This window comes from Paenibacillus tritici, from assembly GCF_018207515.1.
Lineage (GTDB): Bacteria > Bacillota > Bacilli > Paenibacillales > Paenibacillaceae > Paenibacillus_AQ > Paenibacillus_AQ tritici.
Genome location: NZ_CP073365.1, coordinates 2,213,836 through 2,238,506, shown reverse-complemented (window position 1 = coordinate 2,238,506; position 24,671 = coordinate 2,213,836). Strand labels below are relative to the sequence as shown.

At 52.3% G+C, this 24,671-nt stretch carries 17 protein-coding genes and 1 pseudogene; 7 read left to right on the top strand and 11 right to left on the bottom strand.

The features are described 5' to 3' along the window. Window positions 1-100: 100 nt before the first annotated feature. Entirely contained in the window at window positions 101-1,432 is a 1,332-nt protein-coding gene (locus tag KDC22_RS09400) for a sugar ABC transporter substrate-binding protein (RefSeq protein WP_173138667.1), read from the bottom strand. 630 nt (window positions 1,433-2,062) lie between these two features. Here KDC22_RS09400 and KDC22_RS09395 point away from each other — a divergent pair. The 7 genes from KDC22_RS09395 (at window position 2,063) to KDC22_RS09365 (ending at window position 12,899) form a co-directional block, all read left to right on the top strand. Then, on the top strand, window positions 2,063-3,811 hold the full coding sequence (locus tag KDC22_RS09395; protein ID WP_211722841.1) for an alpha-glycosidase: 1,749 nt from the start codon (window positions 2,063-2,065) through the stop codon (window positions 3,809-3,811). A 492-nt stretch (window positions 3,812-4,303) separates the two neighbouring features. Continuing rightward, window positions 4,304-5,338 carry a LacI family DNA-binding transcriptional regulator gene (locus KDC22_RS09390; protein WP_211722840.1) on the top strand — a complete coding sequence of 345 codons (1,035 nt, stop codon included), beginning with the start codon at window positions 4,304-4,306 and terminating at the stop codon, window positions 5,336-5,338. Between the two features lie 199 nt (window positions 5,339-5,537). Then, window positions 5,538-6,200, top strand: a complete 663-nt coding sequence (gene pgmB, locus KDC22_RS09385; protein WP_211722839.1) for a beta-phosphoglucomutase — start codon at window positions 5,538-5,540, stop codon at window positions 6,198-6,200. A 312-nt stretch (window positions 6,201-6,512) separates the two neighbouring features. After that, window positions 6,513-8,831: a glycoside hydrolase family 65 protein gene (locus KDC22_RS09380; RefSeq protein WP_211722838.1), complete on the top strand. Its 2,319-nt coding sequence runs from the start codon at window positions 6,513-6,515 to the stop codon at window positions 8,829-8,831. 287 nt (window positions 8,832-9,118) lie between these two features. Further along, window positions 9,119-10,804, top strand: a complete 1,686-nt coding sequence (locus tag KDC22_RS09375) for a glycoside hydrolase family 13 protein (RefSeq protein ID WP_211722837.1) — start codon at window positions 9,119-9,121, stop codon at window positions 10,802-10,804. 146 nt (window positions 10,805-10,950) lie between these two features. Next, window positions 10,951-11,811 (top strand): AraC family transcriptional regulator, encoded by an 861-nt coding sequence (locus tag KDC22_RS09370; RefSeq protein ID WP_211722836.1) that lies wholly within the window; start codon window positions 10,951-10,953, stop codon window positions 11,809-11,811. A gap of 242 nt (window positions 11,812-12,053) precedes the next feature. Beyond that, entirely contained in the window at window positions 12,054-12,899 is an 846-nt protein-coding gene (locus KDC22_RS09365) for a DegV family protein (RefSeq protein WP_211722835.1), read from the top strand. A gap of 472 nt (window positions 12,900-13,371) precedes the next feature. Here KDC22_RS09365 and KDC22_RS09360 read toward each other — a convergent pair whose 3' ends face one another. The 10 genes and pseudogenes from KDC22_RS09360 to KDC22_RS09320 all read right to left on the bottom strand — a co-directional run bounded on the left by KDC22_RS09360 (window position 13,372) and on the right by KDC22_RS09320 (window position 24,642). Further along, entirely contained in the window at window positions 13,372-15,024 is a 1,653-nt protein-coding gene (locus KDC22_RS09360) for a PAS domain-containing sensor histidine kinase (protein WP_211722834.1), read from the bottom strand. A gap of 287 nt (window positions 15,025-15,311) precedes the next feature. Beyond that, a complete protein-coding gene (locus KDC22_RS09355; RefSeq protein ID WP_211722833.1) occupies window positions 15,312-15,998 on the bottom strand; it encodes an ABC transporter permease in 687 nt (228 codons plus the stop codon). Continuing rightward, entirely contained in the window at window positions 15,991-16,908 is a 918-nt protein-coding gene (locus tag KDC22_RS09350; protein ID WP_173138687.1) for an ABC transporter ATP-binding protein, read from the bottom strand. The genes KDC22_RS09355 and KDC22_RS09350 overlap by 8 nt, the downstream gene beginning before the upstream one ends. A gap of 139 nt (window positions 16,909-17,047) precedes the next feature. Beyond that, window positions 17,048-17,983, bottom strand: coding sequence for a sensor histidine kinase (locus tag KDC22_RS09345; RefSeq protein WP_211722832.1), 936 nt, complete (start codon window positions 17,981-17,983; stop codon window positions 17,048-17,050). After that, window positions 17,980-18,705 carry a response regulator transcription factor gene (locus KDC22_RS09340; RefSeq protein WP_281425114.1) on the bottom strand — a complete coding sequence of 242 codons (726 nt, stop codon included), beginning with the start codon at window positions 18,703-18,705 and terminating at the stop codon, window positions 17,980-17,982. The genes KDC22_RS09345 and KDC22_RS09340 overlap by 4 nt, the downstream gene beginning before the upstream one ends. A gap of 20 nt (window positions 18,706-18,725) precedes the next feature. Continuing rightward, window positions 18,726-19,616 carry a DUF4362 domain-containing protein gene (locus KDC22_RS09335; protein ID WP_246553695.1) on the bottom strand — a complete coding sequence of 297 codons (891 nt, stop codon included), beginning with the start codon at window positions 19,614-19,616 and terminating at the stop codon, window positions 18,726-18,728. Between the two features lie 267 nt (window positions 19,617-19,883). After that, window positions 19,884-22,349: an S-layer homology domain-containing protein gene (locus KDC22_RS09330; protein WP_246553419.1), complete on the bottom strand. Its 2,466-nt coding sequence runs from the start codon at window positions 22,347-22,349 to the stop codon at window positions 19,884-19,886. Window positions 22,350-22,397: 48 nt separating this feature from the next. Next, a pseudogene (locus KDC22_RS33995) lies at window positions 22,398-22,508 on the bottom strand (S-layer homology domain-containing protein); the annotation flags it as partial. A gap of 296 nt (window positions 22,509-22,804) precedes the next feature. Continuing rightward, on the bottom strand, window positions 22,805-23,416 hold the full coding sequence (locus KDC22_RS09325) for a uridine kinase family protein (RefSeq protein WP_211722829.1): 612 nt from the start codon (window positions 23,414-23,416) through the stop codon (window positions 22,805-22,807). 95 nt (window positions 23,417-23,511) lie between these two features. Next, window positions 23,512-24,642, bottom strand: coding sequence for a glycoside hydrolase family 88/105 protein (locus tag KDC22_RS09320; RefSeq protein WP_211722828.1), 1,131 nt, complete (start codon window positions 24,640-24,642; stop codon window positions 23,512-23,514). Window positions 24,643-24,671: the final 29 nt, after the last annotated feature.

The following is a 24,671-nucleotide window of genomic DNA, read 5'->3' as shown; positions in this document are numbered from 1 at the left end:
CCCTTCCGTTCTCCTCTCCGTGCCGAATTCAAGGAAACTGCCCGCTGCAAGGCTATGCGGCGGGCGGCTTGAATTCCACTGTAAGCTCATGGTTGTGTAATTACTGGGCAGTGGCCCCGTTGTTCAGATCCTTGATTTGTTCTACAGCTTTGTCCATCGCAGTCTTAGGATCAGTGTTGTTATCCCAGATTGCCGGAAGGGCTGCGTTCACCGGGCTCCAGACGTTCCCCATTTCAGGAATCGAAGGCATCGGCTGTGAATTCTTGGCTTGCTCAGCAAAAGCGGATACGAAAGGATCACCAGTAATTTGCGCATCCTGCAGAGCTTCATTGTTCGTCGGCACAGAACCGATCAGCTTATTGAGCGTAAGCTGCGAATCTTTGCCGGAAGCAAAGCGGGCGTAAAGTTTAGCGGCATTCGGATATTGCGTATACGCGTTGACTGTAAAGATTTTGATTCCGGAGAAGGTGATCGCTGTTTTACCGTCAATGGTAGGAACCGGCGCAATACCAAGGTTGTCGCCCAGCGCTTCTTTGTACCCGGCAAGCTCCCATGGTCCTGTAATGTCCATAGCTACATCGCCTGAGTTGAACAAGCTGCGCTTGATGTCCGGATTAATATCACCGCTCTTGATCGGCAGCACTTCCTTCAGCTTGGCAAATTCCGTCAGGCCTTTGATCGCGCCTTCATTGTTCAGACCAATATCGTCCTTGTCGGTACCGTCTTTGCCGAACAGGTAACCGCCGGTGGTGGCGATGAACGGATAGTTGAAGTACATGTTGCCGACTTCCCACATAATGCCGTATCTGTTCTTGGCTTTATCGGTGAACGTTTTGCTGAAGGCAATGACGTCGTCGAAGGATTTAGGAGCTTCCTTCAGCAGAGATTTATTGTAGAACAGTGCATAGGTCTCTGCCGCTCTCGGATACCCGTACAATTCACCGTCATAAGAGGAGCCTACGATGGAAGCCTCCGTGTTCTCAGCCTTGGTCTGCTCTGCGAAAAGATCATTAGGGAGCACCAGACTCGCGCTTGCCGCCTTGCCGAGGTTATCATGAGGAATGACGACAACGTCAGCGGCCAGACCCGAAGGACCGTCCTGGGTAAGCTTGCCGACTTGATCGGGCGGGGCTACCTCTTCGATTTTGATAGGGACGTTATACTTGGCAGTGAACTGCTTGGCGATCTCTTCGGCGAACTGTCTCTCTTCTTTACTCTCCCAAATGACCAGTGAAGCGCCCTCTTCAGGAACGATCTCATCGGTTGCCGGTGTGTTTGCGCCGCCGGCACCAGCGTTGTCTGTAGCCGCTGCATTATCCGCAGGAGCATTCGTCGCTGCTGCATTTCCCCCATTGTTGTTTGAGCCGCACGCCGTAATTGAGATTGCCATAGAGCATGCTGCGGTGAGAACCATCCATTTTTTGAGCTTCATTCCGTTTAACCCCTCCCGTTTTTGTCTATCACTTGATTTGACCATAGTGCTTTTAACAGTGCTTTCAACTTTTTGCGCAAACGATTTCAGAAGATTCAAAAAAATATTCCGGTTTCTCCGATTACCTCTTCCTAATACGTTACACCCGGTTTGGAAAGCGCTTCATTCATGAATTCATAATACATCAGCAGACTTGCACTTGTAAAAACGTTTGCACATACCAAATTCATCAATATTGCGTCTTTAACATATCTATATGCTGTATTTACTCTTTTTATCGCATGATTTCTTTAAATAACTTGATATTACTTCAATTCAGAAATCCGATTTTGATTTTTTTGTAATATAAAGGCGAATTATGTTGAAAAATTGCTAAATATTATCATTTTACAGACTTTGGAAATCGGTTTCCCGAGTTAAAAAATCTGTGCAACTGTTTGTACAAACCTCTTGAACCTGTTTTTATTCCATGCTATAATCCAAACCATTATGAAGCCCCTATTCTTCACATAATTTAAAGGCACTGTTCCTTCTAGGTACAACCTCGGCGTAGTATACCCTGCGGCGGTTGTGCCTCTTTGTTGTGTGCAGAATTGGATGCTTACTCTATCTAATCTGGGAGGAATTATTATGTTATTAGAAGCTGTGTACCATCGTCCCCGTCTTAACTGGTCGTATGCCTATGACCACAATACGATCCACCTGCGTCTGCGGGCCAAAAAAGGCGATCTGACGGAGGTCTTCGCCTGGGCGGGTGATAAATATGCCTGGGATACTACCAAAGAATTGATCCCGATGACGCTGTTCACTTCCGACGCGATGTTCGATTACTGGGAATGCGAGTCGGTTCCGCTCTACCGCAGGCTGAAATACGGCTTCCTGCTTCAGCAGGGCCACGAACGTATCTGGATGACAGAAAGTGATTTCCAGAAGGAGCGTCCCGCGAACCCTAACCGGCTGTTCGAATTCCCCTACATAAGCCGGGGGGATGTCTTCACGCCTCCTGCCTGGGTGAAGGATGCTGTCTTTTATCAGATTTTCCCCGAACGCTTCGCGAATGGTGATCCAACTCTGAACCCTGAGAACGTGCAGCCTTGGGGCGGAACACCGCAGCCTGATAATTTCTTCGGCGGAGACCTGCAGGGTGTCATCGACCATCTGGATCATCTTACGGAGCTGGGCATTACAGGCATCTATTTCACGCCTATCTTCACAGCCACCACCAATCACAAATATGACACAGAGGACTATATGCAGGTTGATCCGCATTTCGGTGACGTTGACACGCTGAAGAAGCTGGTGAAGGCCTGCCATGAGCGCGGAATCCGGGTGCTGCTGGACGCTGTATTCAATCATGCGGGCCGCACCTTCGCCCCGTTCGTAGATGTGCTGGAGAAAGGCGAGGACTCTGAGTACAAGCACTGGTTCCATATCCGTGAATATCCGCTGCAGGTGGTGAACAATATCCCTACCTACGATGCCTTCGCCTTCGAGCCGCTGATGCCCAAGCTGAATACAGAGCATCAAGAGGTCAAAGACTATCTGCTGAAGGTGGCCGAGTACTGGATCAAAGAGGTGGGCATTGACGGCTGGCGTCTGGATGTGGCCAACGAGGTGGACCACGAATTCTGGCGTGAATTCCGCAAAGTCGTGAAGCGCACGAACCCCGAGGCCTATATCCTCGGAGAGATCTGGCATGAATCGGCCCCCTGGCTGGAAGGCGACAAATTCGATGCTGTCATGAACTATCCGTTCACGGATGCCGTGCTGGACTTCTTCGTCAAAGGGACGCTTGATGCCGAAGGCTTCGCCAATTCGATTGGCAGACAGCTATCCCGTTATCCGCTGCAGGCCAGCGAGGTTGCCTTCAACCTGCTGGACAGCCACGACACGGCGCGGCTCTTGACCGTGGCCGGAGGAGACAAGAACCGGATGAAGCTGGCCGCGCTGTTCCAGTTCACCTTCATGGGCACACCCTGCATTTATTACGGGGATGAGATCGGAATGGACGGCGAAGGCGACCCGGACTGCCGCAAATGTATGGAATGGGACCCGCAGCGGCAGGACCATGACCTGCTGGGCTTTTACCGCAAGCTGATTGAGATCCGCAGCAGCCATCCGGCCCTGCGTACAGGACGCTTCACCTTCCTGGAAGCCGGACCCGGGGGCAGCAAGCTGGCTTACGAACGCAGCCTGGGCGATGATCTTATCATCGTGCTGATCAATACGGAGGAGACGGCACAGACCTTCCGGCTTGATGTTGAAGAACGCAACTGGGTGAACCTGTGGAACGGCGAAGCCCTCCGTGCAGAACACGGCAAGCTGTCGTTCAAGCTGCCCGCCTATGGCTTCGCGGTGCTTCAGGCCAGCTTGTCCTAATCTGGTGTCCGCTCCGGGAGCTGTTTAACAAGCTGGACGCGCAGCCGCTGAAATTCCGCGCTACACACTGTTAGCGGCTTGAGATCGTGCGCTGCACACAGGGTATTCCATAACAGCAGCCTCTAAGCTGATGGAATACCCTATTTTTATTCTGTATTTATTCTGGTGCTTGCCAGTATGGCTCATTGCTTAGGATAGGCGGAGGAATGCAGAGCAACGCAGAGGAATGCAGAGCACTCCGTTTAGGGCATCATTTGGAATTAACCCTCTTCATGATTATCGTTTGCACACATTCGCTATGATCGAATTCTGTATTGTAGGGCGATGGCCCTATATTCAGCCGGGTTGTGCTGCTGTTTTACCGGGAAAAAGGCTGCTCTTCTCACCCAAACCTGCCCGGACAACGCCAGATACAGGGTTTCTCTATTTACAATCCTCAACACTTCGATTAATATTACTGTGTAAAGCAAACGGTTCCATAAGGAGGTTTCTATGACAGTTACCATTAAGGACGTAGCCAAGAAAGCGGGGGTCTCTCCCTCCACGGTGTCCCGGGTGTTGTCAGGCCATCCCAGAATCAGCTTAGAAACTTCCCGTAAAGTCAAAGTGATTATGGAAGAAATGGGCTACACCCCGAATATGATGGCCAAAAGTCTTGTTTCCAAGACCACCAACAGTATCTGCATCATTCTTCCGAAACCGGCAGAAGAGCTGTTCTCCAATTTGTTTTTTATGGAATTGATCCGCGGGATTGTCACTCAGTCCAGCCGTTCCGGCTATGATGTGCTGATCAGCTCCGGGGCAAACGAGAAGGAAGAGCTGGAAGCTGTCTCCCGCCTGCTCAAAGGACGCCGCGTTGACGGTGTTATTTTGCTCTATTCCCGTAAAGACGATGCGGTGATCGACTTTCTGCAGTCGGGCGGTTATCCGTTTGTCCTGGTTGGACGAAGCGACCGTTACGAGGATATCTTGTCAGTGGACAATGATAATATCATGGCTGCCTATGATGCGACGAACCATCTTATCTCCATGGGGCACGAGCGCATCGGCTTCGTTAGCGGCCCGCCGAATCTTATTGTGTCGCGCGACCGGCTGGAGGGTTACCGTACAGCTATGCAGAACAAGGGTCTGGAAATGAAGGATGAATGGATTGTGGAAGGCGAGTTCCTGCAGGATAGCGGCTACCGGGCGATGTCCTTCTTCATGAATCTTCCGAACCGCCCAACAGCGCTTGTCGCGGTGGATGATATGGTCTCCTTCGGCGTACTCCGCGGGTTGAACGAGTTGAAGTACAAGGTCCCTGAGGACCTGGCGATTGTCAGCTTCAACAATATTCCGCTCTCCGAGCTGTCCAGTCCGCCGATCAGCAGTATTGATATCGGAATTTATCATCTTGGCTATACGGCCTCGCAGGTACTGATCCAGAGCATCCAGAAGCCGGGTAATCAGGACGGATATACGAACCGCTTTGTCATTCCCCACCGTCTAATCGTACGGGAGTCATCTATGTATGCTCCGGGAAAATAAAGCCTGTAACTTGTTACAAGAAATGAATGAAGCTTACCGCTTCATTTCTTTTTTGGAGCTTTGTACAAACGTTTGCGCTAAATGCCGGATTGTTGTTCTGGGTGAGGATTTCCCTGCCCCGGCGTCCGCGGATGCCCTGCCTCGAAATCCTGCATTTTGGGCAGGATTTTGCCCGCCAATACATTCAAGGAGGTTCAACATGTCAGAAATCAAAGCCTGCCTGTTCGATCTGGACGGCGTACTCGTTGATACCGCGAGATATCACTATATTGCCTGGAGAGAACTCGCAGAGGAACTCGGATTCGTCTTCACCGAGCAGGATAATGAACGGCTCAAAGGTGTCAGCCGGGCCGCGTCCCTGAATATCCTGCTGGAGATCGGCGGCATTGAGCTTGGCGAAGCCGAGAAAGCCCGGCTCGCCGAGCAGAAGAATAACCGCTATGTCGAATACATCGCCAAAATGGACAGCTCAGAGATTCTGCCGGGTGCGCTCGGCTTCCTGAAGGAATGCCGGGAACAGGGCATCAAGGTTGCCCTCGGCTCCGCCAGCAAGAATGCGATGACCATTCTGAACAATACCGGCCTGACCCCGTATTTCGATGCCATCATCGACGGCACACACACCAGCGCAGCCAAGCCAGATCCCGAGGTCTTCCTGCTGGGTGCACAGGCAGTGGGCACCGCTCCTGAACAGTGTGTAGTCTTCGAAGATGCCGCAGCCGGCATTCTTGCTGCTACCCGTGCCGGTATGCGCAGCGTCGGCATTGGTTCGCCCGAGACGCTGGGTGCCGCAACCCTCGTCATCCCTTCTTTGCAGCAGATTAGCGTTGCGGCGCTCCGGGAATCTTTTTCCGTTGTTTAACGAATATTAACATCTGCTGTGTAATAGGAGTCCTTCTCTTCTGCCCTACTCTTTATAAAAGAACTGAAAATGATCATTAAAATTATGGGGGCGAAGCTGCGGAGTGGAAGTTTGGAACTGTAGGAGCGGAAGCGTCCGCCTTTATAATCAGACTTCATCCGCTGTATATCGCTTACTAATAGAGAAATCTGATTATAACAGCGGCCGGAAGTCCAAACATTCCGCGCAGTGGCGATGGAGTCACCATGATTTTAATGCCACAGGCTCAGTTCATTTTATATCATCATCCCCCACTTAAAAGGAGCCAAAACAATGAAACAATACCTCAAAATTGATGAATGGTCCATCATCGAAGAATCCTTTGATCCGCAGACCCAGGAAATTTCCGAGAGCGTATTTAGCATCGGGAACGGTTATATGGGCGGCCGGGCCAACTTCGAGGAGCAATACAGCGGGCACAGCCTGCAAGGCAGCTACATGGCCGGGGTCTATTATCCTGACAAGACACGGGTCGGCTGGTGGAAGAACGGGTACCCCGAGTATTTTGCCAAAGTCCTGAACAGCACCAACTGGATCGGCATTAATATTGAGCTGGACGGTACTCCGCTCGATCTGGCGAACTGCACGGTCAGTGAATTCCGCCGGGTGCTTAATATGAAGGAAGGCACACTCTCCCGCAGCTTCACAGCCACCACCGCTGAAGGCAAGGAAGTCAAGGTAGAGAGCATCCGCATCGTCAGCATGGTCCGTCATGAGATCGGGGCGGTCCGCTACTCTATCCAGCCGCTTAATTTCTCCGGTGAGATTACCGTGACTCCATATCTGGATGGCGACATCAAGAACAAGGATGCCAACTACGACGAGAAGTTCTGGAACGAAGTTGAGAAGAAAGCCGAACCGGCGGGCGGGCATCTGACCCTGAAGACCAAAAAGCTTGATTTTCACGTAACCTCGGCCTATGAATACGATATTCTGCTGAACGGTGAGCCGGTTGCCGCAGAAGCGGAGGCTATCGAGCAGGAGAAATATGTGGGCAGCAAAGTAACGGTTCCGGTAAAATCCGGCGATCAGGTGGTTATTTATAAGTATGCCGCGAACGTCACCTCCCGGAATTACGGGCTGGGACAGCTGGTGGACGCCGCCAAGACCGCCTTGCAGAGTGCGCGTGAAGCGGGGTTTGTGGCGCTTTTGACTGAACAGGCCGGGGCTTGGGGCGACAAATGGAAGGAAAGCGACATTATTATCGAGGGCGATGTGTCGGCGCAGCAGGCGATCCGGTTCAATATTTTCCAGCTGAATCAGACGTATACGGGCGAAGACGACCGTCTTAACATCGGACCGAAGGGCTTCACCGGGGAAAAATACGGCGGCAGCACCTACTGGGATACGGAGGCTTATTGTGTGCCGTTCTATCTCAGTACCGCCGACTCCGCGATTGCCCGCAATCTGCTGATCTACCGTTACAAGCATCTGGAGAAGGCCAAAGAGAACGCACGGAAGCTCGGTTACTCCAAAGGCGCACTCTACCCGATGGTGACGATGAATGGTGAGGAGTGCCATAACGAGTGGGAGATTACGTTTGAGGAGATCCACCGTAACGGCGCGATTGCTTACGCTATCTACAACTATGTGAACTATACCGGCGACAAGGCTTATCTCGGCCAATACGGGCTTGAGGTGCTGGTGGAGATCTCCCGCTTCTGGGAGGAACGCGTGCACTACGTACCGCATAAGGACAAATACGTAATGCTCGGCGTAACCGGCCCGAATGAATACGAGAACAACGTCAACAACAACTGGTACACGAACCGGATTGCCGCTTGGACCATGGAATATACCCTGGAGGCGCTGGCGTATCTGCAAGAGAATGAGGGTACGAGATATGCTGAGCTGGCCGACAAGCTGGAGCTGCTGGAGAGCGAAACGGCGCAGTGGAACGAGATTATCGCCAAAATGTACTATCCCGCCGATGAAGAGCGCGGCATCTTCCTGCAACAGGACGGCTTCCTCGACAAGGAGATTATCCAGGTAAAGGATGTCCTGCCGGAGAATCTGCCGCTGAACCAGAAATGGTCCTGGGACCGCATCCTGCGCTCCTGCTTCATTAAGCAGGCCGATGTGCTTCAGGGACTCTACTTCCTGGGCGACCGTTATGATCTGGAGACCAAGAAGCGCAACTTCGACTTCTACGAGCCGATTACCGTGCACGAGTCCTCCCTCTCCCCTTGTATCCATGCGATTCTGGCTTGTGAGCTGGGTTACAAAGAGAAGGCCTATGAGATGTATCTGCGTACTTCGCGGCTGGATCTCGACAATTACAATAATGATACGGAGGACGGCTGCCATACGACCAGCATGGCGGGTACGTGGATGTCGGTCGTACATGGCTTCGGCGGACTTCGTGTGCTGAAGGACCGGCTGGCCCTAAGCCCGTCTAACCCCGGCCACTGGACCTCTTATTCGTTCAAAATCATGTTCCGCGGCTCCCGTCTAAAAGTTACAGTTACCGATGTACAGGTTACGGTTAGTAATGAAACCGATGTTCCGGCATCCATCACGATTCATGGCAAGGAGTACACGGTGAACGGACTGAGCAGTGTAACTGCTGACGGCTCCCCTGTAACGGTGTAGTCTCTGTCTCCCCTGCCCCGGAGGTATTAAGCTTCTTCGGGGCTTTTTTTATAAGTTGAACTTGTGAGGACAATTAAAAGATGAAAGTAACGGAGGGGATTTTCGGAACTGTAGGAGCGGTAGCGCCCGCCTTTGTCACCGGATTTCTACCGCGATCAGCGGTTTAATCAGGAAATCTGGGGACAACAGCGGCCGGAAGTCCGAAAATCACCGCAGTAACGGCCAACATCAACATTGGAGTATCTCTAGGTCAAATTCTAAATAAACTCTCAAAGGAGCCCACCCAAATGAAACGAGCCTTTTGGAAAGAAGCCGTAGTCTATCAGATCTACCCCCGCAGCTTCCAGGACAGCAACGGAGACGGAATCGGAGACCTGCAGGGGATCATCTCCCGGCTGGATTATCTCCAGAAGCTGGGCGTCGATGTCGTCTGGCTGTCGCCCGTCTACAAATCTCCGAACGATGACAACGGTTATGACATCAGCGACTACGAGGATATTATGGATGAGTTCGGTACACTGCGGGACTGGGAGGAGCTGCTGGACGGGCTGCATGTCCGCGGCATCAAGCTGATGATGGACCTGGTCATCAACCATTCCTCGGATGAGCATGCCTGGTTCGCTGAATCCCGATCCTCCAAGGATAATCCTTACCGCGATTATTATATCTGGCGTCCCGGCGGACCGGACGGCGCGCTGCCGAACAACTGGAGCTCCATCTTCAGCGGACCGGCCTGGGAGCTGGATGAAGCCACAGGCGAATATTACCTCCACCTGTTCTCGCGTAAGCAGCCGGACCTGAACTGGGAGAATCCGCGGCTGCGTGAAGCTCTGTATAAGATGATTGCCTTTTGGCTGGATAAAGGTGTGGACGGGCTGCGGATGGATGTCATTAACATGATCTCCAAGGTGGACGGCCTGCCTTCTGTTCAGCATGAGGAGCTGGCTCCGGGAGAGCTGGCGGGCGGCGGGGAATTCTATATGAATGGGCCGAGAGTCCACGAGTATCTCCAGGAAATGAACCGGGAAGTCCTCTCCAAATATGATGTAATGACCGTCGGCGAGACGCCGGGGGCAAGTGTGGAAGACGCCATTCTCTATACGGACGAAGACCGGCAGGAGCTGCAGATGGTGTTCCAGTTCGAGCATATGGATGTCGATTCCGGCCCGGGCGGCAAGTGGAATGTGGTTCCGTGGACGCTGAAGGGTCTGCGCGATATTTTGCATAAATGGCAGGTCGGTCTGGCAGACAAAGGCTGGAACAGCCTCTATCTTAACAATCACGATCAGCCGCGGATGGTATCCCGGTTCGGGGATGACGGCAAATACCGCGTGATTTCGGCCAAAATGCTCGCTACCCTGCTGCACACGCTTAAGGGTACGCCTTACATCTATCAGGGTGAGGAAATCGGCATGACCAACGTGAAATTCCCTGTGCTGGAAGACTACAAGGACATCGAGATCCTCAATATGTACCGGGAAAAGGTGACCGAAGGCGGCGCAGATCATGATACCATTCTACAGGCGATTCATACCAAAGGCCGCGATAACGCCCGCACCCCGATGCAGTGGAATGCTGCGGCGAACGCCGGCTTCACCGACGGAACGCCATGGCTGAAGCTCAATCCGCGCTACACGGAGATCAATGTGGAACAGGCGCTGGCCGATCCGGACTCGGTATTTTACTATTATCAGCAGTTAATTCGGCTACGCAAGCAGCATCTCATCATGGTCTATGGCGAGTATGAGCTGCTGCTGCCGGAACACGAATATATCTATGCCTATACCCGCACCCTGGAAGGTGAGAAGTGGCTGATTCTGCTGAACTTCTGCGATACTCCCCAGACCGTTGATCTGCCAGACGAGCTGAATGCGGTCACCGGAACGATCATCGGCAATTACCCGGAGGAACAGGCTGCCATGGACCGCAGTACGCTGCGTCCGTATGAGGCAAGAGTCTGTCGGTTAGGATAACTTGTTGCCGGAAGCTGACAAATCCCTTGAAACATGACATCATAGGATCATAGACTGTAGGCTGACCCCTGTCATCAATGAGCACAGAATAACAGGACCGGCCATGCGGCAGCATGATAGTATGAATCTAAAGGGAGATGGGATACTTGGAATGGCTGATCCGTATGAAGAATGCTCTGGATTACATGGAGAGCAAAATGACCGAACCGCTCCGCATCGAAGAGATTGCTGCGGTGGCTTATGTCTCTCCTTTTCACTTCCAGCGCATGTTCAGCATGTTGACCGGTGTAACGGTAGCTGACTATATCCGCAAACGCAGATTGACACTGGCTGCTCAAGAGCTGGCGGTGTCCAAGCTCCGGGTGCTGGATGTGGCGCTGAAATACGGATATGACTCCCCGGAGTCCTTCGCCAAAGCGTTCCGCAAGGCCCATGGGATTACGCCCTCCGCCGCGCGCGAATCTGGCGTACAGCTCAAAGCCTTCCCCCGCCTCTCTTTCCAACTGTCATTGAAGGGAGATCAGGAAATGGATTACAAAATCGTGAATAAAGAGGCTTTTACCGTGATCGGCAAATCAATGGAGGTTACCACCAAGGACGGGGAGAACTTCCGCAGAATCCCGCAGTTCTGGGATGAATGCAACGCAGACGGCACTTCGGATAAGCTGGTTGAGTTTGCTCCCTCTGGTGAATGGCTCGGGATTTGTATGAACATGGATATGGAGAAGGAAATGCTGTCTTATTGGATCGGAGTTGAAGCAGACGCCTCCACTGATCCGCAGGGGTATGAGACTACAGTGGTTCCGGCGGCAAGCTGGGCGGTCTTCAAGTCCGAAGGCGCATTGCCCCATGCCATTCAGAATGTCTGGCAGCGTATCTTCCAGGAATGGTTCCCGGGAACCGGCTACGAGCACACGGGCGGCCCGGAATTCGAGCTGTATCCTCCCGGCGACACCTCAGCAGAGGATTACGTCTGCGAAGTATGGATTCCAGTAATGAAGAAATAGAGAATGCATTTCTCCGCTATACCGGAATATACCTGCAAAAAGCTTCACTGTCCCTGCAAGGACGGCGAAGCTTTTTTGCCTATGCACAGACAGCCCTGAGGCGGATGAAGAAGCGGCATAACCCGCCAGCCTCACAATCTAGCATTTTTTATTTTGAGATTCCAGACAGGCTTGGTATAATAAACAGATTATAGGGTCTTAATATAGTGTATTGTCATCCGAGATCGGTGAAGGAGATATTCATGTCTATTGTAAAAATCTTTTCAGACAGCACTTCCGATTTGCCGCAAGGCTGGAAGGACACGTATGATATCGGCATTGTCCCGTTATATGTTGTATTCGAGGACGGCACATTCAAGGATGGTGTAGAGATTACACCGGAAGAGGTATACCGCCGTGTCGCAGCGGACGGTGCCCTGCCCAAGACAGCAGCCCCTTCCCCGGCGGACTTCATTGCTGCCTTTCAGCCCGTCATTAGCGGCGGCGGAGATATCGTCTACATCAGTCTGTCTTCATCTTTATCCTCTACATACCAGAATGCCCTGCTGGCTGCGGGAGAATTCCCTGAAGGCCGGGTACATGTTGTCGATTCCCAGACGTTATGCGGCGGGATCGCGCTGCTGGTGATGAAGGCCGTCCGTGCCGCTGCCAAAGGCCATACCGCTGCCGACATTGCAGCCATGGTCGAGCAATCCCGTGCCCGGGTGGAATCAGAGTTTGTCGTCGATACGCTGGATTATTTATATATGGGCGGCCGCTGCTCGGGAATGCAGAACTTCATCGGCAGCCTGCTAAAGATCCGTCCTGTCCTAAGGCTGATGGACGGGGCGATTGTACCCGTTGCCAGAGTACGCGGCAAGAAAGAAAAGGCCGTAGAGCAGATGCTCCGGCACGCGCTTGCGAATGCGGACCATATGGACAAGGAGCTGCTGATTGTCGCTCATACCCTTGCCGAAGAGGACGCCAAGTTCCTGGAGACAGCGCTGCGCGAGCAGACCCGCGTCCATGAGATCGCTGTCATTCACGCCGGCTGTGTCATCGGCAGCCACTGCGGACCGGCTACCGTTGGTCTCATGTATATGCACTAGGGTCGGTGCAATACGAAGGAAGCGCATCAAGCAGCTATGGAATAGCTTAGCTTCACAGAAAAAAACAGCAAGTCTCCTGCGGGAGACCTGCTGTTTTTTTATTTTGGCCGGATCAAAGCTTGGGAAGCGGTTTGGCAAAAACTTTCGTTTCCGCAAGCTGCTTAATTTGTACTCGACCTCTGTTCCTGCATGAAACAAGCAAATGGAAAAACGTATCTTAATTCAACGTTTTTCGAGGATGATATGGAATCAAGTGGAAAAAAGGCACCTAATACTGTGGGTTTCTCTTCCATGGGTGAATTGTGCTTTTTTAAGTGCTGTTTTTCCAACTACTTCCTCTGTAAAAGCCAGCAGTTCATTAGCAAGTGGAGAAAATCCACCTGTTCCAGCTCCCCGTTCCGTTCCATAGTGGGTGCTGCCTGCACAAACAACCCGCTCCCCAACTTAGCTGAGGGGAACGGGTGGTTCGGGTCTATTTCACAAAAGGAAGCATGAACCGGAAGATGGACCCCTGGTCTTCTTCGCTCTCCACAAAGATGGTTCCGCCCATTAGCTCCACCAGCTGCTTGCAGATCGCAAGGCCTAGTCCAGTGCCGCCGTACTTGCGGTTAATGGACGGGTGGAGCTGGGAGAAGGACTGGAAGAGCAGGTTCAGCTTGCTGTCGGCAATGCCTACTCCGGTATCCCGGACGGAGAATTCCAGCAGATATTCCGGCGAGGCCGGCAGCGGAATATTCTTCACCGACAGGGTCACGCTGCCCCGATCGGTGAATTTCAGCGCATTGCCGACCAGATTGACGATAATCTGCCGCAAGCGGCTGGGGTCCGTGGAGACAATATCCGGTACGCTGGTATCCGCCCACCAGCGCAGGGCAAGCTTCTTCTCCTCCGCCTTCGGAGTGAAGAGATCAATAATGCCCTCCAGCATCTCACGCAGATCGAAGCGCTCCGATTGCAGCGGCATTTTGCCGGCTTCCATCTTGCTGAAATCAAGAATGTCGTTGAGGATCTGCAGGAGACTGTAGCTGCTGCTGCGCAGGATCTCGGCATAATTGCGCTGCTCCTCCTCCAGTTCCGTTTCCAGCAGCAGATCCGCCATCCCGATCATTCCGTTCATGGGGGTGCGGATCTCATGACTCATCATTGCCAGGAAATCAGACTTGGCCTGCGCAGCCTGTTCTGCCGATTCCTTGGCGCGGAGAATCTCCCGCTCATTCGTGATGTCGCTGAAGGAAATGACCACTCCGCAGATTATTCCGTTATCCATTAGCGGAGCAATCCGGTAATTCACGAAGAAGCTGGTTCCATCCTTGCGCCAGAAGATATCATCCGCCTTGCTGCGGGTAACCCCATCCTGAAGGGTAAGCAGAATGGGACATTCGGACAGGGAATGGCGGGGCGCACTTCCATGGATATAATGGATCATATTCATGATCGGCAGCCCGCTCAGCTCTGAAGGCTCATAGCCTAGCATCTCCGCCCCTTCGCGGTTGATGAAGATGGTCCGGCCCAGCGTGTCCAGACCGAAGATTCCGGCAGAGACCGAATTGAGAATCAGGCTAAGCCGTTTGTCCTCCGCCATCTCATAAGCAAACTCAGCCAGTTGCAGCTCGTTCTCTTCCTGCCCGGCTGAGGACTCCTCATCTAACAGCAGGGAGTCCACCTGCACAGCCTGCTCCATCCGATCAGCATCTGCAGAAGGACTGGTACTCCCGTTCACCCAGCTGCGCAGCAGGAGAGACTGCGGCCGGTGCCCGGGATCGTGAAGGATGGCAAATACACCCGCGATGCCTTCATCTGTATGAAGCGGCACATACTGGACAGAAACGGCCGCACTCCATGAACTTCCATCCGTCCCCACGCTGCCCTCTGCTGCTTCCATATCCAGCTCGAAGCTGGATGTAATGCCAGCCAGTGCAGATGCGAAGCAGGTCCCGCCGGGAGGATGCATCCTGCTTCCGGTCAGCCTGCCAGCGTCCTCCGCACTTAAGGTCCGGTTGCTGTCCACATAACGGCCCTGCCTGTCCAGCACAATAATGAGATTCGGATGATGATCAAACAACGCTCTGTAAGCACTATCCCCCGAGAGCGCCCGGCCCAGAATAGAAGCCCAATCTTTAAGCATGGTCCACCTCCTCGCTGCTTCAAATCTGCTATGGTAAAGAAGTCCGAAAACTGCGAAAATTCTCTGATTATGTAGAACTCTCTGAATTATTACCTATTATAACAAATAAACTGCGGTTGGTCGCCACAAAAACACGGTGCTCGAGCAGCTGTACAGCATGCAGAAACGGCTACGCCTTCCTTTTAAAGGACGGTATACGTTTCTGCAAAGAAATGAGAAAACAGCGCAGCCCTGTAAAAGGACCGCACTGCTTATGGCAGGTAATGTGAGAGGGAAGGGCTTCAGCCTCAGGCAACATCCTGATGCTCAATATTGCGGATGGAGAGGTACGCGATTCCCGCACCGACCAGCGCCAGAGAGAGCGACACCCCGATCAGATTGCCCATGCGGAAGCTCCCGAAGCCGGATGAGATCAGCATAACAATGAAGATGGCGGTGACAATGGTCGCCGGTACCGATTTGCGGCGCATCCCGAAGTATAACGGAATCAGCCCCATGCCTGCCGCGTATAGCGCATCCGTCCCGGCCTTCATCAAGTGGGTAAGGATCAGATCCTGTGTCAGCATTCCCTGAATGGTCGCCGGCACGAAATAATCAACGCCGGTAAGAATGCTGCTGATCACAATATCAGACAGGAAAATACTGAGGAAGGTGAACACAAAGACGATAATCAGCTTTGCCGTCAGCAGCATTTTGCGGGGAACCGGGTACATGAACAGCACAGTAATCGTATTATTCTTGTATTCGTCGATCACCAGCTTGCTAAGTAGTACAGAGGCGAAGATGATATAGATTGCTTTTACAAAAACGAACACGCCATCAAACAAATCAGGGTACGAGCTGAATTCCCCTTCGTTAAGCGATGTAAAGGCGATAAGAATCATGAAGCCCAGAATGGCGAGATCGGCAATCAGCACACTTTTGAGAAAATTGAATTTGTTCTTGCGCAGCTCCAAACGAATCAGCTTAAGCATTGTGGGCACCTCCCATCAGTTCCACGAAGTGATCTTCCAGCGAATGATGCTTCTTGCTCATACTCTCCAGCTCCACATCTGCTTCCGCCATGGCCTTGCTCAGCTCCAGCTGCGGAATATCATCATAGATCCGGATGGTGCGCGGATCGAGCACTTTGTAATTGGTTAAGCCCAGCTTATGCTCCAGGATATAGACAGCCTTGGTGCACTCGCCTGTAATCAGTTCAATGTACTGCGTATTCTGGTTACGGATCGTATCCATTGCCAATTGCTCCACCAGCACGCCTTCGCGGATCACGCCAATTGTGTCGGCAATCTGTTCGATCTCGCCCAGAATATGACTGGAGATCAGCAGGGTCATACCGTATTCACGGCTCAGCATGCGGAACACCTCGCGCAGCTCCTTGATACCAAGCGGGTCCAGCCCGTTGATCGGTTCATCCAGAATGAGCAGCTCCGGCTTGGTCATCACCGCTCTGGCAATGCCCAGCCGCTGCTTCATCCCCAGGGAGAATTGCTTCACCGGCTTCTTGTCCACTGCACTCAGCTTCACCAGCTCCAGTGCTTCCTCCATCGCTTGGACATCGTAATATCCCATGTATTCACCATGCAGCGCCAGGTTCTCGCGCGCACTCAGCTTGTCGTAGAAGACCGGGTATTCAATGATGCTGCCCATACGCTTCAGCATTTCGTAAGAGCGGTGGGTCATCTTATCGCCGAAAAATTCAATCTCGCCCGCCGTCGGCTTTACCAGATTCGTAATCATTTTCATCACCGTCGTTTTGCCGGCCCCGTTGGGTCCCAGGAACCCGTAAATCTCCCCCTGCTGTATCTCCATATTCACGCTGCGTACGATTTCCTTCTCGTCATAGACCTTGGTTAGATCCCATGTCCGAAGTATGGTTGTCATGTCCGTTATCCCCTTTGACTTCTTCTTTGTCTTCCTGGTATTTATTCTACAGGGCGGAGTTTGCTTTTTTATTACTTGAATCTTACGTAAATCTTAAGCTGCGTCAGGATACGCGGACCGCCCCGCCAGAACCGGAATTTCAGAAGGTCTGCCGCTGAAAAGAAAGCTTAAATGCCGTCCGGACATACGGCTTGCTGCTTAAGGAAATACGGCCGTTCATCTGCTCGGTGAGCCGCTTGGTAATGGTCAGACCCAGGCCGCTGCCCTGGTAGTCGCGGTTGCGTGAATCCTCCAAGGTGTAGAGCCGCTCGAACACCTTGTCCTCATGGCCTTCGGCAATACCTTTGCCCCGGTCCCATACTTCTATACACACCTGACCAGCTTCGCTGTACAGCTTCAGCCCCAGAACCCCTCCGGCATCGCCGTAGGTAATAGCATTCGACAACAGATTGGACAACACCCGGTCCAGCGCATCGTCGTTGCCCATGATATAGAGCGGCTCATCCGGTATCTCAATCTGCACCTCAGCACCTTTGGCACTGAGAATATCGTAGAACACCAGAATATTCCTGCGGCAGACCTCACCCAGCTCCACGCGGGACAGCGGGATATCCCGGTCCCCCGACTCCAGCTTGGCCAGATCAAAGAAACGGTTCATCAGCGTAATGACTTCGCCCGCTTTGGCATGAATGGTCCGCAGAATACGTTCCTGCTCTTCTAGAGGCGTGTCTGTATCATGCAGCAGGGTCTCAATGTACCCCAGCACCACTGTCAGCGGTGTCTTCAGGTCATGGGAGATGTTAGCCAGCATACTGCGCATGGACTTCTCCAGCTTGGCCCGCTCCACAGCTCCCTTATGATTAACATCCAGCAGCCGGTTCAGATCGGTCAACAGAATCTGCAGCTCCGGGCTGCTGCTCATCAGAAGCAGGCGTTCATGGGAGCCGTTCTCCACAATACTCTCCAGCTTGGTATGAATATAGTTCAACTGGCGTGCGTGCTGCCGTGAATTCATTACCTGCACTCCAAGGGCCAATAGAAGCAGCGCAATAACGATCATGAGCAAGACGGTCATTGCTGCATATCTCCCAGCTTATAGCCGATGCCCCACAGCGTTCGGATATATTCCGGATGGGAAGGATCATCCTCAATCTTCTCGCGCAGTCTGCGCATATGTACATTGATTACATTCTCATCCCCGAAGTAATCATCCTCCCAGACCATACTGTAGATCTGCGCCTTCGTGAATACCCGTCCGGGGCTGCTTACGAACAGCTTCAGGATATGGAACTCCTTAGCGGTCAGCTTCACTTCTTCCCCGTTCTTCAGCACCGAGAAATTATCCAGATCAACCGTTAGCCCGCGCAGCGTGATCACCTTCGATGTCGGCTGCAGTTCCCCACCGGCAGCGGCCTGGCTGCCTTGCGCTGCATACCCGGCCCGGCGGATCGCCGCCTTCACCCGCGCGGCCAGCTCAATCATCGAGAACGGCTTGGTAATATAATCATCTGCGCCGAAGCCCAGACCCAGCGCCTTGTCCACATCACTGTCCTTCGCTGACATGATCAGCACCGGCACCAGACTCCCGCTGCGGATCATCTGCAGCACATCCGTGCCGCTGCGCTTCGGCAGCATCAGATCCAGCAGCACAAGGTCGTAAGGGAGACCTGCAAGGAATTTCTTCACCGCGCTCTCCCCGTCAAAGGCAGTCTCCACCTCGTAGCCTTCTTTAGTTAAATATGAATAGACCATTTCGCTGATGGCCTCATCGTCCTCAATCAGCAGCACCCGTTGCAGCATATTGAACCTCCTGTAGTCTATTTGACGCCGCCTGTAGCAGCAGGCAGCTGTAAGTAACTATCGCCGGCCTCTACAAGCCCGATAATGTAATTTGCGGCCTCCGTCATCACCTTGCCATCCCTGCCGGTATCACATTCGCTCCAGGCATAATGCTTCTCGGCACTATTGATCAGCACCGTCAGATCATAGCTCTCATACGGCTTGAGGTTGCAGCTTGTACTAAGCTGCTTCTCCCCAAGATAATTGGCCAGCACCAGCTTCCGGTAGATGCTCTGCCTGTCTGCCTGCGGCAGGGAGAAATCGCTGATTTCGGTGACAGTACCGTTCAGCATATCTTTTACCACGGACTGCTTCACCGTATTGATCTCATTCCCGTGATTGAACCCGTATTTGAGCACGAACTCAAATGTATTCTGCGAGCCCAGATCGAAGCTTACGGTGAGTAAGTCTCCATCCCCCATATCCCCCTCGCACCCCTTCAAAGAGTACCTCAACTGATGCTTCTCCTCCGTCCGTACAAGCTCATTACAGCTGTAAGTCTTCACTTCATGGGAACCGAAGGCATCCTCAGTGGTATCATAGCTCAGTTCCAGCCGTCCGCCTTCATATCTTAATTCCGTAAAGACGGGATCGCCCTCAATCGTGTAATGAACTACCCGCTGGCTGCCGCTTCCCCGTTCCATGAAGTTGTCCAGCTTGTCCAGATTGCTGATTCCACCGCCGTTGGAGGATATGACATCCTCCTCCGGGTCAATCTTGTGGCTGATGGCGGATGAGCCTCCACTCTCGAATAACGAGCAGCCTGTAGCCAGAATCAGCAGCAGCAGAGCCGGAAGAGCTGCCCAGGTCAGCTTTCTGAATAGCATAACCGTTATTCTCAGCTTGCGCAGCAGCTTTGAGCCAGGCATTACTTCCACGGCTAATGACCTCCCTGATATCATGATCGGATGGAGCTTTTGTTAAAGTATACCAATGCTGCGCACACGATTCTACTACAAAGAACCACACACCCGCTCACTTTAAGTGGTTAACATTCTCACACGCAATACAGCAACAGAGCAGCGGCTCTCCTGTGACGGGAAGCGCTGCTCTGTTGTTCTCCATAAGTGACATTATTGGCGGGCAAATGAATTACAAGCTCACGCGTATCAGACTGTCCGTCCAGCACCGAGAAGCTATAATACGGGAATTTGATGTTGTAGTATTGCTAAAGGCACTTTAATATCAATCGGTCCTGCGGCAGGCTCACCATTAACAATCTTTATCTGAGTACGCAAATCTATAGTTCCTGCCTCGTCAGTGTCTAACGATAGAATGTTATAGTCGCCATCCGCTAAATAAAGATTGAACTTACCAGCAACCACAGGGACCCAGTAAATTCCGAAATTCAGAGCATTCATTTCTCTGATTTCCAGCCAGCCGTCGTAAATCGGGGAAGCATCCACGAAGCTAATGCTTCCTTCAATTTTTGGAGGCAATTTGATATTTAGATTGGTTTTCCCGTCAATGACCTCAAATAAATAATTAATTCTTAAATGATTGTTTGTTTCGCCGTAGTTTAAGACTTCAACATTATAATGACCGTCCGGTAAATTAAAGCTGAACCTGCCTGCTTGGATTTCAGTACTATACGAGGCATACTGTCCGCTGTCCAATCTCCTTACAATAATTTCCCCATCCTCAACTATGGTCCCGTCCGAGTACTGTAACGTGCCTGCCTGCTGCTCAGGAATGAGAATATGCACATCTCTATCTGCCTTGCCATTCATAACGTAGAACCTATAGTAGAGTGAAATAACCTCTTGTGTTGTAGTGGAACGCATGGAGTAAATCCGGTACGGCCCATCCGGCAAATCTATAGAGAATTCTCCATTCGTCAGTGCAGCGGTGTAACTCATATAATCGCTATCCCGTTCTAAGTATACAGTACCTGAATCCGCAACCTTCCCGTCTGCACGCTCAATCACCCCTTCTACAACTCCATGATTTATAATAGGCGGTGTAGGTGCCACCGTTGACCACGGTGTGGGTGTCGGTGTTACTACCGGCCATGGGGTTGGCGTCGGCGGAGCAGATGGTGACGGCGAAGTAGCGGCGGTTGGCATCGCTGATGACACCGCTGTTGCTACCGCCGTTGCTGCCGCTGTTGGCGTCGCCGATGACACCGCCGTTGCTACAGGCGTTGCTGCCGCAGTTGGCGTCGCTGATGACACCGCTGTTGCTACCGCCGTTGGTTCTGCTGTCGGTTCCGCTGTCGGTTCTGCCGTTGGTTCCGCTGTTGCTACCGCCGTTGGTTCCGCTGTCGGTTCTGCCGTCGGTTCCGGCGTTGGTTCCGGCGTTGGTTCCGCCGTTGGTTCTGCTGTCGGTTCTGCCGTTGGTTCCGCTGTTGGTTCCGGCGTTGGTGTCTCTGTTGCTACTGGCGTTGGTGTCGCTGTGGGTGTCGCTGTTGGTTCTACCGTCGGTGTTGGTGTAGCCGCCGCACTTTCACCGCCACCTCCTCCACCGCCGCCACCTGGTACAGCCGGCGCTGGTATTGCAGAAGCAGGCGCAGCCGTTTTATCAGAACCGGCTATATTTACTTTCACATCTGCCGGTACATCCGTGCCGACCGTAATTTTACCTGGCGCATTCTCTATTGTAATGCCTGAAGCGTTGACTACCGCATTCTCGATGCTGCCTTTACCTGAAATCTGTATACCGGCGTTCATCGTCACTGACTTGATACTGCCGTTATTGGCCAATTTATTACTGCCCGCTGATTGGCCAACACTGACTGTCTCCACAGTGCCCCCGCTGATCTCAATATCAAGATGTGATGCAAGAATATTTACAGCCTTGAAGCTGCCGGTTAACCGGATGCGGGCATCCGCCGGAATGTCAGGTGATAACGTAAGGGTACTGATCTCAGCTCCTGGAAGGGCTTCAACGGCTGACGCTGAACGGACCTGAAGCTCATTGATTCGGGTCTTTCCTTCAGCAACCACTCTTACACTGCCATCCTTCTTGTCAATACGCACAGAACCCAGTGTAGAATCCGCCAGATGAATACTATTCGCTCCGCCGCCTTCAACCGCAGTATTGCCCCCTACCGTTACATTCTGGAGCTTCACATCGCCTTCACCTATGCCTTCTCCCAGCAGCAGACCTCCGGTGATGTTCATATTACGGAGTGTAATCCCCGGCACACTGATCACGACATCGCTGTCTACTTGGGACATTCCCGACAGCGGACCATATATGCCCGGCTTATCGTAAATGATTACATATTCCCCCGACTCAGCATCGAGCAAGGACAAGGCTCTATCCAGAATGACCACCGTTTCCGCACGGGTTGCATAGGCGAGCGGGCGAAAATTCCCATCACCATAACCTGTCATGATACCCTGCCCGCTTACCGCCCGGATTGCGTTCTTACTCCAATCCGGGCTACCCTTAAGATCACCGAACTCAGGGGCGTCTGCTGCGGCTGTCAGCTTAAGCATTTTACTGATCATAACCGCCAGCTCCTGACGGTTAACCTTCTGATCCGGCTTGAAGGAGCCGTCTGCATAGCCTTGAACATATCCCGCTGCACTGGCCTGCAAAATACTTGTGTAATACCACTTGCTGCTGGAGATGTCGCTAAAATCAACTTTTTTCATTTCAGTAAATCCAAAAGCCCTATTGATCAAAACCGTTAATTCAGCCCGGGTGACCGGATTGTTAGGCTTAAATTCACCGTCCGGATAGCCGGAAACCAAACCTTGATCCATCCATTTATGAATTTGTTCCTTTGCCCAGCTTCCGCTGAGATCCGTCATGTTACCCGCCAAGGCTGCGCCCGACGGCAGTATAGCCAGACATAAAGCGAGTGCCCCTGCGACTACTTTCTTTCTAACTTTTTGTGTAATGAACAAGCGAATTCCCCCGACTATGTAGTTATAAAAGCACGCTTAAGCCCTATTAATCCGTTAAAATTATAGCACGATTCCGGTTAAGGATTGGTAATATTTCCGGATTTTTTTCTTCATTCCAGAAAGAAAAAAACGGCCCCATTCCTCCATACCGGAAGGCGGGGCCGTAGCTGTATATGATATTTTTATCACTGAAACTAAGCTTAATCATGATTCCTGATCACAATATCGAACTTGTCATGATACGGATGCATGAATAATTCATACTGAATTCTGCGCTGCTCGTGGGATTTCATTAAATACTGAATATCTGTCCCCCGCTCAGCCACATCACGGATTCCCCTTCGCCTCAGCTCAGTCTCCCCGTCCGTATATAAGTAGACTTTGAGATCATACAGACTCGGGTCCGTAAAAGCCACGCTCATGCCCTCTACAATATTAATCCTGTTACCAGATGATAACAGCGCACTCTTGCTATAATGCGTACCAATGGTATACAGATCCAAACCGTCCCGCAGCATACGAACGTCTCGCTCCAAAGCAGCCACGTTATGGGCGGCAGGATGACAGGCAGTCATTTTGTCACGATATTGTTCATTGTTATATTCGTAGTCAATCCTGGCGTACCGTCTAAGATCAGATCCGATAATGTAGGAGTCTGTATTGAGAACATTCAAGTTCTCCTGCCGCAAAAGAGTGATCAGATGATGGGCAAACGTCGTCTTTCCCGATGCCCCGTGACCCGAAATGCCCACGATCACTCTCTCTGTCTGACCGTTAATCCACTCGGCTATTCTGTGCAATTCCTGATTCATAGCTTCCTCCGCATGTCCTCGATTAGAAGTATCCAATATCCTATACTATCATAAAAAGCGGACCCGGATCGGCTGCGATTCTAGCAGATATGCGTTTAGTTCACGGCTGTCTGTAACTTCTCCACCTCAAGGGAAGCCAGCAATAATGGCGCAACACCCATCGGCACATCAGAGACTACCGCTTCGGAAATGTAGTAATCATAAGAACCGTTGCGGTCCTTGCTGAGGCCTGCCCCGTGGCAGATCTGATGCAGATGAACGCCTTGTTCATCTTCGGTAACCAGATGCGTGAGGATGCCCTCATAGCCTTTCAGCATCGCTTCCTTGAACGAAGGCTCCAGGTAACGCAGCCGCAGGGCTTTGGCCATCGCATAGACGAACATGCAGGAGCCGGTGGCCTCGAGGTAATTGCCTTTGCGCCCTGCCTGATCAAGCACCTGATACCACAGGCCGGTCTCCTGGTCCTGCACCTCAAGCAGTGCACCGCACATCCGCTGGAAAATCCCGATGATCGTTCCCCGCTGCGGATGGGTGAGCGGGAAATGCTCCAGGCAGTCCACGGCGGCCATGGCGTACCAGCCCATCGCCCGGCTCCAGAAGTGGGAAGAGAGTCCTGTGGACGAGTCCGCCCATTCCTGCTCTTTGGATTCATCCCAGCCGTGATAGAGCAGACCGGTCCGCGGATCACGGGTCCGGCGCTCGATCAATAGCAGCTGATGGGCAGCTTCATCTATCAGCTCGGGACGCTGGAATACGGCCCCGTATTCGGCAAGAAACGGCGACGCCATATATAATCCGTCCAGCCACATCTGAAAAGGATACACCTTCTTATGCCAGAATCCCCCCTCTGAAGTACGGGGTTGCCCAATGAGCTGCGCCGCCAGCAGATGAGCCGCTTCAGCGTAACGTGCTTCCCCGGTCTGCCGGTACAGGTAGAAGAGATTCTTGCCCTGGTTGATCTGATCCAGGTTATATTCCTCCAGCGAATAGGAGCGGATCGAGCCGTCCTCCCCGATGAAGCTATCCATATGACGCTGCATGAAGGAGAGATATTCGGTCTCCCCATGCTGCACACCGGCGCGGGCCACTGCCATCAGCAGCATACCGGGCACATAGGCCCAGCGCTCCAGGACATACTCGTGCTCCCCTTGTTCATTGCATTGACTGATGAAGGTATCCGCGATTCTGCGGGACAAGCCTGACATTGTTGATTCCGTGATAGACATCCTTATTCCTCCTGTCGCTTTATTTACAA

Coding starts and splice junctions, on each gene's coding strand:
- pgmB (WP_211722839.1), top strand. CDS start 5,538: ATGTCAGAAATCAAAGCCTGCCTGTTCGATCTGGACGGCGTACTCGTT.
- KDC22_RS09330 (WP_246553419.1), bottom strand. CDS start 22,349: ATGAAAAAAGTTGATTTTAGCGACATCTCCAGCAGCAAGTGGTATTAC.
- KDC22_RS09375 (WP_211722837.1), top strand. CDS start 9,119: ATGAAACGAGCCTTTTGGAAAGAAGCCGTAGTCTATCAGATCTACCCC.
- KDC22_RS09365 (WP_211722835.1), top strand. CDS start 12,054: ATGTCTATTGTAAAAATCTTTTCAGACAGCACTTCCGATTTGCCGCAA.
- KDC22_RS09350 (WP_173138687.1), bottom strand. CDS start 16,908: ATGACAACCATACTTCGGACATGGGATCTAACCAAGGTCTATGACGAG.
- KDC22_RS09320 (WP_211722828.1), bottom strand. CDS start 24,642: ATGTCTATCACGGAATCAACAATGTCAGGCTTGTCCCGCAGAATCGCG.
- KDC22_RS09345 (WP_211722832.1), bottom strand. CDS start 17,983: ATGACCGTCTTGCTCATGATCGTTATTGCGCTGCTTCTATTGGCCCTT.
- KDC22_RS09360 (WP_211722834.1), bottom strand. CDS start 15,024: ATGCTTAAAGATTGGGCTTCTATTCTGGGCCGGGCGCTCTCGGGGGAT.
- KDC22_RS09325 (WP_211722829.1), bottom strand. CDS start 23,416: ATGAATCAGGAATTGCACAGAATAGCCGAGTGGATTAACGGTCAGACA.
- KDC22_RS09395 (WP_211722841.1), top strand. CDS start 2,063: ATGTTATTAGAAGCTGTGTACCATCGTCCCCGTCTTAACTGGTCGTAT.
- KDC22_RS09335 (WP_246553695.1), bottom strand. CDS start 19,616: ATGCCTGGCTCAAAGCTGCTGCGCAAGCTGAGAATAACGGTTATGCTA.
- KDC22_RS09400 (WP_173138667.1), bottom strand. CDS start 1,432: ATGAAGCTCAAAAAATGGATGGTTCTCACCGCAGCATGCTCTATGGCA.
- KDC22_RS09390 (WP_211722840.1), top strand. CDS start 4,304: ATGACAGTTACCATTAAGGACGTAGCCAAGAAAGCGGGGGTCTCTCCC.
- KDC22_RS09355 (WP_211722833.1), bottom strand. CDS start 15,998: ATGCTTAAGCTGATTCGTTTGGAGCTGCGCAAGAACAAATTCAATTTT.
- KDC22_RS09380 (WP_211722838.1), top strand. CDS start 6,513: ATGAAACAATACCTCAAAATTGATGAATGGTCCATCATCGAAGAATCC.